The following is a 16,448-nucleotide window of genomic DNA, read 5'->3' on the forward strand; positions in this document are numbered from 1 at the left end:
CCCACCTCTGAAACGTCCCTATCGTCTAGAGGCCTAGGACATCGCCCTTTCACGGCGGTAACCGGGGTTCGAATCCCCGTAGGGACGCCAATTTCAGATACAGCCTCATATAAGTCCCTATCGTCTAGAGGCCTAGGACATCGCCCTTTCACGGCGGTAACCGGGGTTCGAATCCCCGTAGGGACGCCAAATTCCAAAAAAGCCACTGCATAATGCGAGTGGCTTTTTTATTTCTATCAAATCGATCATGAAGAAATAGAGACTCTGACGAATCCCTATTTGCATTGAATATATTTATGCAGACTTGCGTGAATTGACCTGACCTTTAATCACAGCCTTGATATTGCCCTTCGCATAATTCAGAAATACAAGAAGTGGCGATAATTTCGGATTTGGCTTTTTGCCTTTTCCAATACTTCTAAATTGCGCCGCATACCAAATAATTTCCATAATCGCCATTTTGTCGACAAATGGTAATCCTGTTTTAATTGGTTTGACTGCATATTTGACATCCTGCCCTGCAATCAAACGATTTGCTAAGTCCGTTTCAACTGCAAATGGACGTGCAATACCAATAAAATCACAAGCACCACTTTGCAAAGCAGCATTCATGCCTGCCACTGTACGAAAACCACCTGTAACCATCAGCTTACATGTGACTTGTTGACGAATTTTTTCTGCAAAGTCTAAAAAGTAGGCTTCTCGCGCAATGGTGCTGGCTTTACGTTTTTCTGATTTCGCACCTGCCATCGCAGGGGCTTCATAGGTTCCGCCAGAGATTTCAATTAAATCGATTCCAACGGCATCAATGGCTTTAAATACTGTAATTACATCTTCTTCAGTAATGCCACCACGTTGAAAGTCAGCCGAGTTAAGTTTGACTGAAATGATAAAGTTTTCTGAAGTCGCTTCACGTACTGCTTTATAAATCTCAAGCAGGAACCGCATACGATTTTCAATCGAACCGCCCCATTGATCCTGACGTTTATTGGTCAATGGCGATAAAAACTGACTAATCAAATAACCATGTGCACCGTGTAGCTGTACACCCTCGAAACCCGCTTTTTCACAAATACTTGCGGCTTTCGCAAAACGCTGAATAATATCCAGGATCTCATCTTCTCGAAGCTCACGAGGCGTTCCAAACATGGTGGCAAGCATAGGGCTAAATGGCACGGCAGAAGGTGCAACCGTTTCTTTATTCAATCCTTTCGGACACTGACGCCCCGGATGAGATAACTGGATTAACTGTACCATTCCGTACTGCTTGCCAATATCCGCCCATTTTTTTAGTTCAACCAGATCACGTTCACTTTCAGCGACAACAACGCCAGGCTCATTTTTAGCACGAATATCGACCATCACATTGCCTGTAATGGCACAACCCAGCCCTCCTATCGCCCATGCTTCATAAAGCCCAAGATGTAGTTGATTGGGCTGTCCTGCATCATTTGCCAATGCTTCACTCATCGCTCCCTTAATTAAGCGATTTTTAAATGTGGTATTTCTGATTTGAATTGAATCGGCAATCTGTGTCATGTTTTTCTCTTTTAAAAAATCGGAGTTATTCTTCCAATTTGAATTAAAAATTGAAGTTAAAGTCATCCTGTATTTACAAATTGACAATACCACATGTCAATTATATGCAAAAGTTTAATATTGGCTTGCGGCAATGAGCTGACGGGTATATTCAGATTGCGGTTTTAAAAAAAGTTGCTCAGTATCTTGATATTCAATAACTTTTGCATGTCGCAATACCAAAACTTTCTGACATAAGGCGCGGACGACTTGTAAGTCATGACTAATAAATAAATAGCTCAACTGCTGTTGTTGCTGTAAGCGTCGTAATAACTGGACGATTGAACGCTGTGTCGTACGATCCAATGCCGATGTAGGCTCATCCAAGATAATCAACTTAGGCTTCAAAATTAATGCGCGTGCCAAAGCAATACGTTGCCTTTGTCCACCAGATAACTCATGAGGATAACGCTGTTTAAATTCAATCGGCAATTCCACTTTCAATAGTGCATCGTCGATCAGATCTTCCATTTCATCCGCTTTAATGTGTTTGAGAACGAGTCCCTCACCAATAATTTGTGCCACTGTCATTCGTGGATTTAAACTGCTAAATGGGTCCTGAAATACAATCTGAAAATCTGTACGTAACGGGCGAAGTTGATTTTCTTTTAAATGATTTAAATCTTTGCCCAATAAAATGATTTTCCCATCGCACTCAATCAATCGAGTTACTGCCAGTGCAAGTGTGGTTTTACCCGAACCACTTTCCCCTACAATCCCAATCGACTCTCCCTGAGACAGGATTAAATCCATCGGTTCTAAAGCAACCACATAATCCTTAACCCGATTGAGTAACCCTTGTTTAATTGGAAATTTGACCTCAAGCTGTTGCAGCTCAAGTAATGGTTGTCCAGACTGGAGTTTTAATGCATGACCGAAATCATGATTAAGCAAATGTTGGGTATAACTGGTTTTTGGGTGATTAAAGACATCATTGACCCGCCCTTGCTCCTCAACACCACCTTTGTTCATGACAATGACTTGGTCTGCATAGCGTTTGACCAGATTTAAATCGTGACTAATCAAAATCATGGCCATATTGCGTTTTTGCTGCAACGTTTTAAGCAGATTTAAAATCTGTGCCTGCAACGTGACATCCAGTGCAGTGGTGGGTTCGTCAGCAATTAAAATCTCAGGCTCTTGCGCCAACGCCATCGCAATCATGACCCGTTGACGCTGACCACCCGATAATTCATGCGGATAACGTCTCAGTTTAGTTTCAGGCTCAGGGATTCCAACATCATGCAACAATTCCAGTACGCGGGTTCGAACTTGCTGCTTTGACCATCCTTTTAGCAGCAATGTTTCACCGACGATTTTTTCCACCCGATGCAACGGATTTAAGGCCGTCATCGGTTCCTGAAAAATCATGGCAATTTTTTGACCGCGAATCTGTCGATACTGCGCTTGATTGAGGTGCAATAGATCTTGATTTTCAAATAAAGCTTTGCCATCAATCTTTAAATGCTGAGGGAGTAGTCCCAGTAAGGCGAGACTGCTGATTGATTTACCTGAACCGCTTTCACCCACGATTGCTAGGGTTTCACCCTGTTTCAGTTCAAAATCCAGTTGTTGAACCAATACTTGACCCGCTTCATTTTCAATATGTAAGCCACTTACTTTCAGGCAAGTCATTTGCTGCATTTGATTATTGTCGTCTTGGATCGAATGCATCACGCGTCGCCTCCCCAACATAGATAAGAAGAGATAACACCACAGCCAAACAAAAAAAACCTGAGAGCGCTAACCACGGCGCGGTTAAATTATTTTTACCTTGTAATAATAATTCACCCAATGAAGCAGCATCAGGCGGTAAGCCATAGCCCAAAAAGTCCAGTGCGGTAAGTGCCGTAATATTGGCGGTGAGCATAAAAGGAAGCTGCGATAAACTCGAACTCATGGCATTGGGTAAAATATGACGAAACATAATGGTTCGATCTTTTACCCCTAAAGCACGCGCGGCACGGACATAATCAAAATTTCTTGCCCGTAAAAACTCTGCCCGAACCAGTCCAACCAGTGCGGGCCAGCCAAACAACAGCATAATCAGAAACAACCAATACACACTTGGGGTAAACATACTGACCAAAATCATCACCATAAACAGCATAGGTAAACCACCCCATACTTCAAGAATACGTTGGCCAATCAGATCAATCCATCCACCATAATATCCCTGTATCGCGCCAACTATGATTCCGATCACTGCGGCAAAAAAAGTTAATGCAAAACCAAAGATTAAAGATACACGTAAGCCATAAAGAATCCGTGCCAATACATCGCGCCCCTGATCATCTGTTCCGAGCCAGTTTTGCTGGCTTGGTGGTGAAGGTACAGGCACTGCTAAATCCAGATTTGGAGTTTGATAAGAAAATGGAATTAACGGCCATACTGCCCACCCCTTATCATCAATCATTTTTTGAACTGCTGGATCTTTATAATCTGCTTCGGTTTGAAACACACCACCAAAGGTCGTTTCAGGGTAGGATTTCATCACTGGAAAATAATAAGACTGATCGTATTTGACTAAAATCGGTTTATCATTGGCTATAAACTCTGCACCCAACGACAAAATAAAAATCAATACGAACAGAATGAAACAAGTAAAGCCCAGCCGATTGTGTTTAAAACGTTTAAAACGCGCCTGCATCATTGGGGACATTATTTTGCTCCCCGTGATTCAAAGTTAATTCGTGGATCGATCACCTGATATAACACATCACTGATCAATCTCAAAACCAAACCAAGCAAGGTAAATAAAAATAAAGTACCAAAAATCACAGGATAATCACGTTGAGTAATTGCCTCAAAGCCGAGTAAGCCTACGCCATCCAGATTAAAAATAATTTCGATAAATAAATTACCCACAAAGAAAATGCCAATGAGGGCTTCGGGTAAACCTGCAATCACAATCAGCATAGCATTACGGAAAACATGACCATAAAGAACCCGATTTTCGCTTAATCCTTTTGAACGTGCTGCCAGTACATATTGTTTATTCAGTTCTTCCATAAAAGAATATTTGGTCAAATAAGTTAAGCCTGCAAAACCGCCCAACACCATCGTCAACAAAGGCAAGGTCATATGCCAAAAGTAGTCTTTAACTTGCTCAAAAAAGCTAAGTTGTTGAAAATTTTCAGAGACTAAACCCTGTAATGGGAACCAGTGAAAATATGAACCGCCTGCAAAAAATACAATCAGTAATACACCAAATACAAAAGTCGGTACAGCATAGCCAACAGCCAGCAGGATCGATGTTGCTTTATCAAAAAATAAACCATGTTGTTTAGCTTTACGAATCCCAAGGGGGATCGATACTAAATAAATCAACAAAGTACTCCAGAGCCCAAGTGATATGGTCACTGGCATTTTTTCATATAACAGTTGGGTAACGGGTTTATCCTTAAAAAAACTGGTGCCGAAATCTAAGGTTAAATAACCTTTTAACATCAACCAAAAACGTTCAGGCGCAGATTTATCGAAACCATATTGGGCTTTTATCTGCTCAATCATTTCAGGACTTAAACCTCTAGCTCCCTGATAAGATCGATCAGACGAGACATTGACTGTTTCACCGCCACCACTTTGATTAATCCCCTGAAAATTTTCAGCTTGATGAATTGCCTGCTCAACAGGGCCACCTGGCGCAATTTGAACCACTAAAAAATTAATCAGTAAAATCAGAAATAAGGTCGGAACAATGAGTAAAAGTCGCTTAATAATATAGGTGCCCATGTTTTGGTTCCTTTGGCGTCTTTTGATGATTTATTGTCGGCGCAAATAATTTGCAACCGCTTGCGCTTTTTTAGGATTCGACCACCAGTAATCCAGCCCTACCGAAAGTGTCGGCAAGGTTTGAGGATGTTCATACATATCCCAATAGGCATACCAGTTCTCCCCCTTTCCATAGGTTAAAATTTGATAATAACCTGCACGTAACAAACGATCTAGCACTTTGGTATGGGTGATCAGTTCCTCTCGACTAGAAGATTTCACCAGTTTTTGGATCACTGCATCAATCACAGGGTCTTTAATACCTGAAAAATTATAGTTACCCACCTGATCTGCGGCAGAACTACTCCAGAATTGAAATTGTTCATTTCCCGGTGTTAAAGACTGCGGCATCGCCAAGGTGGTTAAATCAAAATCATTACGGCGCATACGCTCTAAATACTGTGGTACATCCACCTGTCGAATCGATACTGTAATCCCGAGACGTTTAAGATTTCGCACCAACGGCATTAGGGTACGTTGTAAACCATCCTGATAGATTAACAATTCAAACTGAATGGGTTTACCCTGATGGTCTCGCAATTGCCCTGCTTTAACGCTATAACCCGCATCAATCAATAGCTGTCTTGCGGTCAGCAAATTTTGACGATTAAAACCACTGCCGTCACTCACGGGATATTTCCAGTCTGCAAGTACACCCTGTTTCACAATCGGATTTAATTTGGATAGGTACGGCTGTAAAACTTTAAGTTCTGCTGCTGAAGGTTTCCCAGTCGCTGTCAATTCGCTATTATCAAAATGGCTTTGTAAACGCCGATATTTGCCATAAAACAGGGCTTTATTTTGCCATTCAAAATCATAGGCATAACTGACAGCACGCCTAAACTGAATATCATTGAGTGGCGCACGACGGGTATTCATCACAATACTTTGCATGGTCATCGGATTACGATGTTTAAACTCAAATTTTTTGACCATCTTGTTATTTATTGCAGGAAAATTATAGGCAGTGACCCACTTTCTCGCAGTAAACTCTTCTTGCCATGTATATTGCCCAGACTTAAATCCTTCAAACGCAATATCCATGTTGCGATAGTACACATATTTCAGGCGATCAAAGTTATACCGTCCACGATTCACGGCTAAATCTTTGCCCCAATAATCTGGATTGCGCTTGTAAGTAATACTGCGTCCTGCATCAATGCGTTCGATCAGATAGGGGCCTGAACCTAAAATCGGCTCCATGGTGATGCGGCTAAAATCTTTATTTTTCCAGTCTTGCTTGGAGTAAATAGGAAGACTTGCCAAAATCATGGGCATTTCAGCATTATTTTCGGATTTAAAACTAAACTTGACCTGATATTTAGACAACACCTCGGTTTTTGCCAAATCTGCAATATACATTTGCAAACCCGGATTGGCTTTGCTTTGATAGGTATCAAAACTGAATTTAACATCTTCTGCTGTCAAAGGCTGACCATTGCTGAACTTTGCTTTCGGATTTAAATCAAAAATAACAAAATGGGTATGTTCAGGATCAAAAGTAGCAGTCTTCGCCAAAATTGGATACATCACCGCAGGCTCATCAAGCGAAGGTGACATCAGGCTGTCAAATATAAAATTTATACCGTCTGTAGAACTGCCTTTGCCATTCATACTATTCAGGTTATCAAAAGTACCATTGCTATATTCACTCAGTATGCCACCTTTGGGCGCCTGTGGATTGGCATAAGGCATATGACTCAATCCACTATATTTGGCTTTACTATGAATCGCGATATAAGGCGTGGTCTGTACCGCAGCATTGACAGTACCGCCATAAAAAATCACTGCCAAAATAGTACTTTTGATCAGCTGACCCATCATTGGATGATGGGCGCTATGCAAGCCTCGTCCTGAAATCAAATCCATCATCCGTTACAACTTATAAGTTTGGAACTTTAATGACATCACCAATACGAAGCTGTGCATTTTGTTTCAGGTCATTCAGATCTGCCAACTCGGTAATTGCCATACCAAACTTACTGGCTAAACCAATTAGCGTATCGCCCCGTTTAACTGTGTATTCAGTAATGGTTTTTGGAATTTGCAGTGATTGTCCGCGCTGTAACGATGTACGTGCATTGAGATTATTTAGATCTGCCAAATCTTTTGCACTCATACCTAAACGACTGGCAATACTGTTAAGTGATTCACCTGATTTTACGGTATAAGATTCAGTATTTGCAGCTGTTTTGCCTTTTGATTTGCTTTTTGGGCTGTCATCTTTGGCGGTTTCAGTTTTTGGTAGATCACCTTCCAATTTTAATTTTTGCCCTACGCGTACATTAGCGTTACGACTTAGACCATTTAAAGCAGCCAAATAATTCAACTGAAGATGATAGCGGCTTGCGATACTCGCCAGCGTTTCACCTGATTTGACTGTATGCGTATCTGGTGAAGTTTCTTGTACCTCAACCTTTGCCGAAGCTGGAATGTCACCCGTTAGTTTTAATTTTTGTCCAACACGTAAACCTGCGCTACGACTTAAACCATTGAGCTCCGCAAGATCAGAAAGCTCCAGATCAAACTTATTGGCGACACTATTTAAACTATCTCCTGACTGAACGGTGTATTGCTCAGGAATGCTAGAACCCGCAGGAATTTTTAAGGTCTGTCCAACTCGGACACCGCTATTAGCTGCAATATTATTCAAACTTGCAAGTTCAGCCAACGTCATTTTTGATTTTGCTGCAATACTGGATAAAGTATCGCCACGTTGTACCTGATAATTTTCAGTTTTAACTTGATTGGCTAATTTGCTGTTACGTGTTTCCTTTGGATCTGCTTTGTCATCATCACGCACAGTCACTTCACGCAAAGGCACGTTAATTTTTTGCCCCACGTATAAGCTACTGCTTACGGTTAATCCTGAGGTTAAATCAGCCAACTCCTGATTTGATAAAGCATAACGATCTGCAATCAGTTTGAGATATTCACCACGCTTCACTGTATAGGATTTAGTTGCAACACGTGTCGTCTTTGCATCACTTTTCGCTTCTGTATTTCGATTTGACCCTGCATTATGTGTTGTACCGTTGTCTTTAAGAGAAAGTTTTTGCCCAACAAATAAACCGCTGGTCACAGACAAATTATTATAGTCAGCCAATTGTTTGACTGTGAGACCAAATTGATCAGCAACACCTGTCAGACTGTCGTTGGCTTTTACCGTATAACTTTCAGGTTTGGACTCGGCTTTAACAGGAACTGGTCGATCAATCGCTTGCGGTTTGGCATCATACAGATACAAAGTCGCCCCAACAAACAAAGTATTATTCGGATCAATCTGGTTCCATTTTGCGATATCACGCCAGCTCACCCCATTCTTAGCCGCAATAATGGCTAAAGTATCGCCTGGCTGAACGGTATAAGTTGAACGTTTGCCTGAAGGCTGTACCACGACAATATCAGTATCCGTTTTAATATAAGGCTTATCTTTATTATTTTGTGCCTCATAACTATCTGCATTAACAGTTGCAGCCACAGCTTTAGGATAAGCAAAGCCTTTGGTCACTTCCTTACCTTCAGTATCGGCAACTGACTGACTGGTCTGAATCGCAGTTAATCTGATTTTGCCATCATAAGGATCTACAATTTCGGTGCCTTTAGGTGCAATCGCTTTGAGTTCTGCAACCACCTGATCTTTTTCAGCCTGCGTCGGTTGTGGTTCTAAAGCCTGAGTCACTGTTTCCTTGACTCCTTCTTGCTTCACCAATGCCACAATTTGTTCGCGTTCAGACTTGGAAATTGGTGGTTCGGCACTTAAGGCTTTCACATTACTGGCAGGCGTCACTGCAACAGGAATACGGGGTGCACTCGGAATATCCGCACTGGCCGCAAATGCAGCCAGCTCATCTGCACTACGCGGCGTGGTTTTCAAAGGTCGAGTGATCGATGAAACAACCGTACTGCTGGTCGAAGGTCGACTGATACTACTCGCGGTCATGACGGGTGGTGTTGTACGACTTGGCGTTACAGTTTGAGTAGAACCGCGCGTGGATGTGTTGACAGTCACATTGGCATTAGGCGTAGCTGCTATATTATTGCTTGCCCAGAATCCAGAGGATGATTTTAAAGCTTTGAGCTTAGCATCCACTGATGGATTGACATCTGACGGAATCAAAATACGCATTGGACTTTCTGGGTCAATACGTTCACCACGATAACCCGGATTCAATGCATAAAGTTCAGCACGGCTTAACCCTGTCAAAGACGCAATTTGATTTAAATCAACAGGTGCATTGAGCATGACTTCACGAAAGTGAGGACGATTGGCAATCGGTGGTAAGTTTACATTATAGGCTTTAGGATTTTTAATAATTTGAGCAACTGCCAGAAAACGCGGTACATAGTTCATGGTTTCCTGTGGCAATTTGAGTGACCAATAATCCGTTGGTAAACCCGCGGCTTGGTTTCGATTGATCGCCTGCTGAATACGTCCTGGTCCAGCATTATAAGCTGCCAAAGCTAACTCCCACGAGCCGAACTGATTATATAAGCTTCCTAAAAACTCATAGGCTGCACGAGTTGATTCCACGACATCACGGCGTCCATCATACTGGCTGGTTTGTTTTAAACCATAAATACGACCTGTACTTGGAATAAACTGCCACAATCCTGCTGCGGCTGCGCTACTGGTCGCTGCAGGATCGTATGAACTTTCAATTACAGGCAGTAATGCCAATTCAGTTGGAATGCCGCGACGTTCTGCCTCTTTCACCGTGTGATATAAATAGCGGCTGGCACGTGCGCTTAAACGATCCAGATACGGCTGGCGTGAAATAAACCAGCTACGTTGTGCTTCAATACGTGGATCCCAATGATTCAAGTCCATTTTAAAACCAACGGTCATGCGCTTCCAGACATCACCGTGTTTTAAAATCTGTAAGCGATCACCTTCAACCGCACGCATATCTGTTGCAGAAAGCAAATCTTCAAGTGAATCCAGACTGCTGGCATCCAGGTATCCTGAACCACCAACTTGTTTTGTTGTATTTGTTTTTGCAGTCTGTGGAGTTGAGGAACAGCCAGTGGTGAGACCCAATGCTGCCAAAGCAGAAGCCAATATCGTAATTTTAAAAAGTGATGCTGCGGGAAATTGCCACACCATATTGGTCGGTTTATACATAAAATGTTCCAAACAACTCGCGTAAAGTTTAATTCTTTGATATGCCATTGTAGTGAAGCATGTCGCTTAGACAAGGCAATAATTTAACGTGAATTGCGTGGAAATGTTACAAGAAATTAAAAAAAACAGTGAATCTACGGCTCGAAAAGCACGATTTGCATATACAATACGGGACGTTAAGTTAATTTTTTTAGTTTTAGGTTTGATATGATCTCACAAACAATCACGCTCTATGTTGATGGTGCCTGCAAGGGTAATCCTGGCTTAGGTGGTTGGGGTGCTTATATTATTAGCCAAGATGCTGAACATAAACTTTTTGGTGGTGAAGCCGAAACCACCAACAATCGCATGGAACTGACCGCTGCCATTGAAGGTGTTTCTTTTTGTCCAAAGGACGCAAAACTCATCATCTGGACAGATTCCAATTATGTCAAACAAGGCATTACTGAATGGATTCACGGTTGGAAAAAGAAAAACTGGAAAGATGTCAAAAATCCTGAGCTTTGGCAACAACTGGATCAAGTCTGTGCTGGGCGGGACATCGAATGGAACTGGATTAAAGGACATGCAGGACATGCAGGCAATGAAATGGCAGATCAACTGGCCAATTTAGGCGTGCAGCATCCTGAAAAGCAGCATGTGGTCGTGCCTGAAGCTGAATGGATTGGACACCAACTGGCTCAACTAGATGCAAAAATGAAGACCGAGGCAAAAAAAAAATCTGAAAATGACTGGCTGCTCGACGATCCGTTTGGACTAGATGTTCCCGAGGATGCTTTTGATAATCATGACCTTGATAGCGACGATTTAACCATCAATGAATATCCTATCGCCTCTACAGACGATGAAGCGTTGGTAGAAATAGAAGATGAAAAGATAGTTGAGTCAGCGGATGAAAATGAACAAACAGCAACCCAATTAATTAATAACCCTATCGATCAAAGCAAAACGCATCCACATATTGTCACCACGCCAGCGACCTTAAATGTTCAAGGGCCACGCCAACTTATTTTAGATACAGAAACCACAGGTTTTTATTTTCAGGATGGTGATCGCATTATTGAGGTCGGCGCGATTGAAATGATCAATCGTAAGTTAACAGGCAGTTCTATTCATATTTATATCAATCCAGAAAAGCCCGTTGGTGAATCCGAAAATATTCACGGCATCAGTGACGATTTTCTCAAAGACAAACCTAAATATGCAGAAATTGCGGACGTACTCTTTGATTATCTCAAAGGTGCAGAAATCATTGCGCATAATGCCACCTTCGATATGAACTTTTTGGATACCGAGTTCAAACGCGCTGGTTTAGTTGCCCTTTCAGAAGTGTGTGCTGTTACCGACACCTTGGCACTGGCCAAGAGTAAGCATCCAGGACAAAAAAACTCATTAGATGCATTGGTCAGACGCTACGACATTCCTGCGCGTGATCGTACCTTCCATGGCGCGTTGCTAGATGCCGAAATTTTGTCAGATGTCTATCTGGCCATGACTGGCGGACAAGTGTCATTTGATATGGATGTCCTATCACAACATGAAAATCATGGACAGCAAAATAGTAGACAGCGTGTGCAGATTGATCTCCCTGTGATTTTGCCTGAACCCGAAGAATTAGCAAGACATGAGACTTGGGTCAAACAATTTGAGGAAAAACAGGGTAAGCCTTGCTTTTTTGCCAAATAAAATTCGTAGCAAGCTTGGGTTTTAGTATTCCAAGCCTTAAAAGTTCAGTTATATTAGTTGATAAATAAAGTGCTGATGATCAGAATCGATCACCCAAGTCACCCTGAACTTAGCAATCAATAACGTACGACAGCATGTGTGGGGATGCATGTGTATGTTTGGTGATCTGGGATTTAATCTGGTCTGTCAGGCAATTTGACACCAATAACATAGGAAAGGTGCAGCTTACATGTCTTATCAAAGCTCTATTCACTTCGACCCAACTGCATTATTGATAATAAAAAATGAAATTGATAATTCAATCAAACTGGTTGAAAACGCAGTGAGTACATTGGCAGAAGAACAAACGCTGCCTTTTGGTATTGATGATGCACTCAATCAATTTGAACAATGCGCTCGTATTTTAGCCATGATTGATATGCCACGCTTGGCACTCATTATAGATTACTCAGCGTCATTGATGCGCAAAATTATGTCTGAACCGCAAAATATTCGGACTCAAGATGTGATTGCCTTAAGTGAAGGCACCACAATGCTGAAACGCTACATCGAATTTATTTGCTTACGTGAAGTCAGAGTTCCCCAATTTTTAATCGACACTCTTAATCGGCTTGAACTCGCTCTCGGTAAACCACAAACACGAGAAGGCGCACAGATTTTACCGTTACTGGATTGTTTCCAGCCTAATTTTAATTTAGCAGCGACACCTGAGTTAGAAAAATCAGCTTATGTGCATCAACTTTATAAGCTAAGCTTGCATAAACTACTTCAACATACTGCGCAATCATTGGATTTTCAGGCAATTAAAATTGTTGGCGTTTACCTTGCATCATTTGCGCGAAATACGCCTAGTCAGCAATACTGGGAATTAGTCAATATTGCACTGGGTTATCTTGATCATCTCATTTTAAATCAGGCGCGCTTACGTGTTTTTATTCAGTTAGAAACCAATATAGGACAGTTTCTTCAACACCCCGAGAGTTTTACTGCAACTAGCGCAGATCTTGCCGATATTTTGAGTCTGTGCATCAGTCAGGAAGACGAGATTTCCGAACACATTCGCCAACAACTCAATATGGGTGATGAGCAACTTTCGGATACTCAACTTGAAGTTTTAAGTCGTCATTTGTATGGTCCAGATTACACCACCATTCATAGTGCCAGTAAACTGATTACCGATGCCATGACTCAAATTCGCCACGACATTGAATATAACTATCAAAATATGTCGACAGAAAAAATTCAGGAGTTACAGACAAGTTTAAAAAATCTGGCCAACGTGTTTAAAGTCTTAAATCTCAATGAAGCCTATCAAGAGCTATATCGTCAGTCTGAAGCATTGAATCAACCGACAATTCTTAACGATGAAAATTATGCTCAGCAGTTGATGAAAAGTATATTGGCAGCGATGAATTCGATTGGCATTTTGGAGCGTAATTACTTATCTAGCCGTTTACAGCTTCGTGTCAACAATATGAATATTTCATTAGATCGTCTGGATGAAGCTCATCAAGTATTACTTACAGAAAGTAAAGCCTTGATTGAAATGGTCATTCAAATGCTATTACAGTATGAGCAACAACCAGAAGCAGCATTGCTTGAACCTTTATGTGTTCATCTAAAAGAATTGTCAGGCGCAGCCTTATTTCTGGGAAGTAAAGAACAACAACTTGCATTGTTAAACACTGCGGAATTTGTGCATAGCAGAAACGAACAACAACAAACCCTGAATCTTGAACAAATTTGTCTGATTTTAAACGTGTTAGCAAGTCTGGATATGCTGATTGACAATTTAAAAAACAAACAACCTGTTTTACAGTCAATGTTTGATGTAGCATTGGAAAATAGTCAGAAATTACAAACAGCGGCGGCCTAATGTCACAACTTTCACTTGCCTATATTTTTCATAATCAACAACTGCTTGTCGATGAAAATTACCAACTTCCCAAAGTTGCAACACTGGCAAGTGATTTAAAGTTTAAAGCGGGTGATGAAGTCATTGCCCGTGATTTACTAGAGCATGAACCTATCCCAGCAGGCCTACAACTGATCCCGATTCGACAACTCATTACTTTATGGTCTGTCGATGAGTTTCAAAAAGCCAGCCGTGCAGTTCAATTGCTCGAATGGCGACGTAATCATAGATTTTGTAGTCACTGCGGCCATGAAACCCAGATTCACCCTACCGAATATGCCATGGTTTGCCCTGCCTGTCGCTATCACCAATATCCACGTGTACAGCCTTGTATCATTACGATTATTACCAAAGGTCAGGATGAAGTTTTACTGGCTAAAAATGCACATAATAAAAGTAATATGTATGGACTGATTGCGGGCTTTGTTGAAGTGGGTGAAACACTTGAAGAAGCGGTACAACGTGAAACGCTGGAAGAAGTCGGTTTAAAACTTAAAAATATTCGTTACATGTCCAGTCAGCCATGGCCTTTTCCAAGTAATCTCATGATTGCATTTCAGGCTGAATACGATTCAGGCGAGATCAAGCTTCAGGAAGAGGAAATTAGCGATGCGAAATTTTTTAAATTTGATCAACTGCCTGAAATTCCCTTTAAAGGAAGTATTGCGCATGCCATGATTATGCAAGTCATGCATCATCAAGCTTGATGAAAAGCTCATAACGCTGGTCGAAGCAAGATAAATCTGGAAGCTGTATTTTAGGTTTCCAGACTCTCTTTTAGAAAACTCAAAATAGTACGTTTGGTCTTAAAATATCGACTAAATAAACTCGATAAGGTACCAATAATGGAGATATGCCCTGTTTTTGGAATAATCGCAATGTGGCTATGATTGCCATGTTGTCTCAAAATATGATCAAAATCGATCGTATTTTTTGCTGCAACAATTTGATCATTTTCCGCCATTAATAAATAATGCCGAATTTGATTAGAGTCGACAAAATAATAAGGCATTACTTGTTGATACGGAATCTCCTGATCAAATGCATCCTGTGCCAAAGGATCACCCTTATAATCAAAGTGATAAGGTCCCGCAATTCCAATAATTGCCTTAATATTGTCCCGACAATGGACTAAATTGGGGTGTGGATGATACACCACTGACATGACATTAAATGCCCCAGCAGAATGCCCCATCAAAATTACATTTTCAGTTGAAATTTTCAGTTTAGTTTGATGTTGATCCAGAAAATTTAGCGCCAATGCCAAATCATCAATATAGCTTGGAAAAATATATTCAGGCGCAAGATGATAATTAATCACAGCGACATCATATCCCTCGCGAGCAAAACTTTCCCCTATAAAGCCATAATCTTTTTTATCGCCATGCTGCCAAGCGCCGCCATGAATAAATACTATCAGGGGCTGTTGCTTTAATGGTTTTTTTGCGCGATATAAATCCAGACGCTGCCGTGCTTTAAGCCCATAAGCAATATTTTTTTGCGCGATATAAGTCGATTTGGGTGTTAGAAAATTAAGCGCATAGCTTCCCAAATCATATAATCGAAACTCATGATAGTGATGTTTGACTTGCTCAAATCGCTGTTGTAATTGTTTCAAGATCTCGTTTGGATTATTGAGCATTCACAGGCTCACCTTGATCAGGATCAATAGCGACAGGTGTTTGCACCTCTGGTTGCGCTGTTGCATTGCCCACCATCGGACTTGCAACTAGTGAACTCGCGGTGGTACCTGCATTTGGCTGGTCAATATTATCAATCAAGGTCACAATTTTTGTCACGTTACCGACTTTTTGCAGGACATCGTTCAAATCATTAATTTCAGCCGTATTTAAGCGCCCCATGACATACAACACACCATCTTCGGTATGCACCAACACTTTGGTGTCAGAAACCACTGGTGCACGGACCAACAAACCCCGTGTATTTGCAGTTACAGCAGAATCTTGCATGATGGTGGAGTAACTGACTTGAGGACCTACAGTAATATAATTATGTACTGTTTTTACATCACTCATTGACTTAACATTGTCTTCAGCCAATTGACGAAGATGCTCATCAGGAACCTGCCCTGTCAATAAAACATTGCTATGAAAGCTTTCAATGTTGACACGTGACTGTTTAAAACGCGGATCAAGTTTATATAAATTGATACTTGCAGTACGTTTAATAGAAGAATCAATAAACACCTGACCCAAACTACGTGCACCACTTTCTGTACCTACTGGCGCAGAGCCAGTTCCACCAGAAATAAAGCTGGCACAGCCAGATAAACTCGCGACACACAACGCCGTTATTGCAATACGTTTAAACACTCAGCAAAGCTCCCTGAAAACTGTTTTGAAATCATGT

The 16,448-nt window shown here is 41.3% G+C and carries 11 protein-coding genes and 2 tRNA genes; 5 read left to right on the plus strand and 8 right to left on the minus strand.

Annotated elements, in window-relative coordinates; genetic code table 11:
- Positions 1-14 precede the first annotated feature (14 nt).
- Positions 15-90: transfer RNA gene (locus F944_RS03675), tRNA-Glu, on the plus strand.
- Between the two features lie 23 nt (positions 91-113).
- Positions 114-189, plus strand: a tRNA-Glu gene (locus F944_RS03680).
- A 105-nt stretch (positions 190-294) separates the two neighbouring features.
- Here the strand turns inward: F944_RS03680 and F944_RS03685 are convergent.
- From F944_RS03685 to F944_RS03710, 6 genes are all read right to left on the minus strand, one after another.
- Positions 295-1,539 (minus strand): NADH:flavin oxidoreductase/NADH oxidase family protein, encoded by a 1,245-nt coding sequence (locus tag F944_RS03685; protein ID WP_004987071.1) that lies wholly within the window; start codon positions 1,537-1,539, stop codon positions 295-297.
- A gap of 114 nt (positions 1,540-1,653) precedes the next feature.
- The gene (locus F944_RS03690; protein WP_004987072.1) at positions 1,654-3,252 is read right to left on the minus strand and encodes an ABC transporter ATP-binding protein; all 1,599 of its coding nucleotides are present in this window, start codon (positions 3,250-3,252) and stop codon (positions 1,654-1,656) included.
- Positions 3,227-4,240: an ABC transporter permease gene (locus F944_RS03695; protein ID WP_004987073.1), complete on the minus strand. Its 1,014-nt coding sequence runs from the start codon at positions 4,238-4,240 to the stop codon at positions 3,227-3,229. Before F944_RS03695 ends, F944_RS03690 begins: the two co-directional genes overlap by 26 nt.
- Positions 4,240-5,313, minus strand: coding sequence for a microcin C ABC transporter permease YejB (gene yejB / locus F944_RS03700; protein ID WP_004987074.1), 1,074 nt, complete (start codon positions 5,311-5,313; stop codon positions 4,240-4,242). Before yejB ends, F944_RS03695 begins: the two co-directional genes overlap by 1 nt.
- A 30-nt stretch (positions 5,314-5,343) precedes the next feature.
- A complete protein-coding gene (locus F944_RS03705) occupies positions 5,344-7,173 on the minus strand; it encodes an extracellular solute-binding protein (RefSeq protein ID WP_051003653.1) in 1,830 nt (609 codons plus the stop codon).
- A gap of 61 nt (positions 7,174-7,234) precedes the next feature.
- Entirely contained in the window at positions 7,235-10,477 is a 3,243-nt protein-coding gene (locus tag F944_RS03710) for a LysM peptidoglycan-binding domain-containing protein (protein ID WP_004987076.1), read from the minus strand.
- Positions 10,478-10,687: 210 nt separating this feature from the next.
- On the opposite strand from F944_RS03710, the gene dnaQ reads away from it, so the two are divergent.
- The 3 genes from dnaQ (at position 10,688) to nudC (ending at position 14,785) form a co-directional block, all read left to right on the plus strand.
- The gene (gene dnaQ, locus F944_RS03715) at positions 10,688-12,163 is read left to right on the plus strand and encodes a DNA polymerase III subunit epsilon (RefSeq protein ID WP_035245412.1); all 1,476 of its coding nucleotides are present in this window, start codon (positions 10,688-10,690) and stop codon (positions 12,161-12,163) included.
- A 229-nt stretch (positions 12,164-12,392) separates the two neighbouring features.
- Positions 12,393-14,039: a hypothetical protein gene (locus tag F944_RS03720; protein WP_004987079.1), complete on the plus strand. Its 1,647-nt coding sequence runs from the start codon at positions 12,393-12,395 to the stop codon at positions 14,037-14,039.
- Complete coding sequence (gene nudC, locus F944_RS03725; RefSeq protein ID WP_004987081.1) at positions 14,039-14,785, plus strand: NAD(+) diphosphatase; 747 nt, start codon at positions 14,039-14,041, stop codon at positions 14,783-14,785. The genes F944_RS03720 and nudC overlap by 1 nt, the downstream gene beginning before the upstream one ends.
- A gap of 50 nt (positions 14,786-14,835) precedes the next feature.
- Here nudC and F944_RS03730 read toward each other — a convergent pair whose 3' ends face one another.
- Together F944_RS03730 and F944_RS03735 are read right to left on the minus strand one after the other, a co-directional pair.
- A complete protein-coding gene (locus tag F944_RS03730) occupies positions 14,836-15,720 on the minus strand; it encodes an alpha/beta hydrolase (protein WP_004987083.1) in 885 nt (294 codons plus the stop codon).
- Positions 15,710-16,411, minus strand: a complete 702-nt coding sequence (locus F944_RS03735; RefSeq protein WP_004987086.1) for a BON domain-containing protein — start codon at positions 16,409-16,411, stop codon at positions 15,710-15,712. The genes F944_RS03730 and F944_RS03735 overlap by 11 nt, the downstream gene beginning before the upstream one ends.
- Between the last annotated feature and the right edge of the window lie 37 nt (positions 16,412-16,448).

Origin of the sequence: Acinetobacter ursingii DSM 16037 = CIP 107286 (assembly GCF_000368825.1) — a bacterium.
In the GTDB taxonomy this organism is placed as follows: Bacteria; Pseudomonadota; Gammaproteobacteria; order Pseudomonadales; family Moraxellaceae; genus Acinetobacter; species Acinetobacter ursingii.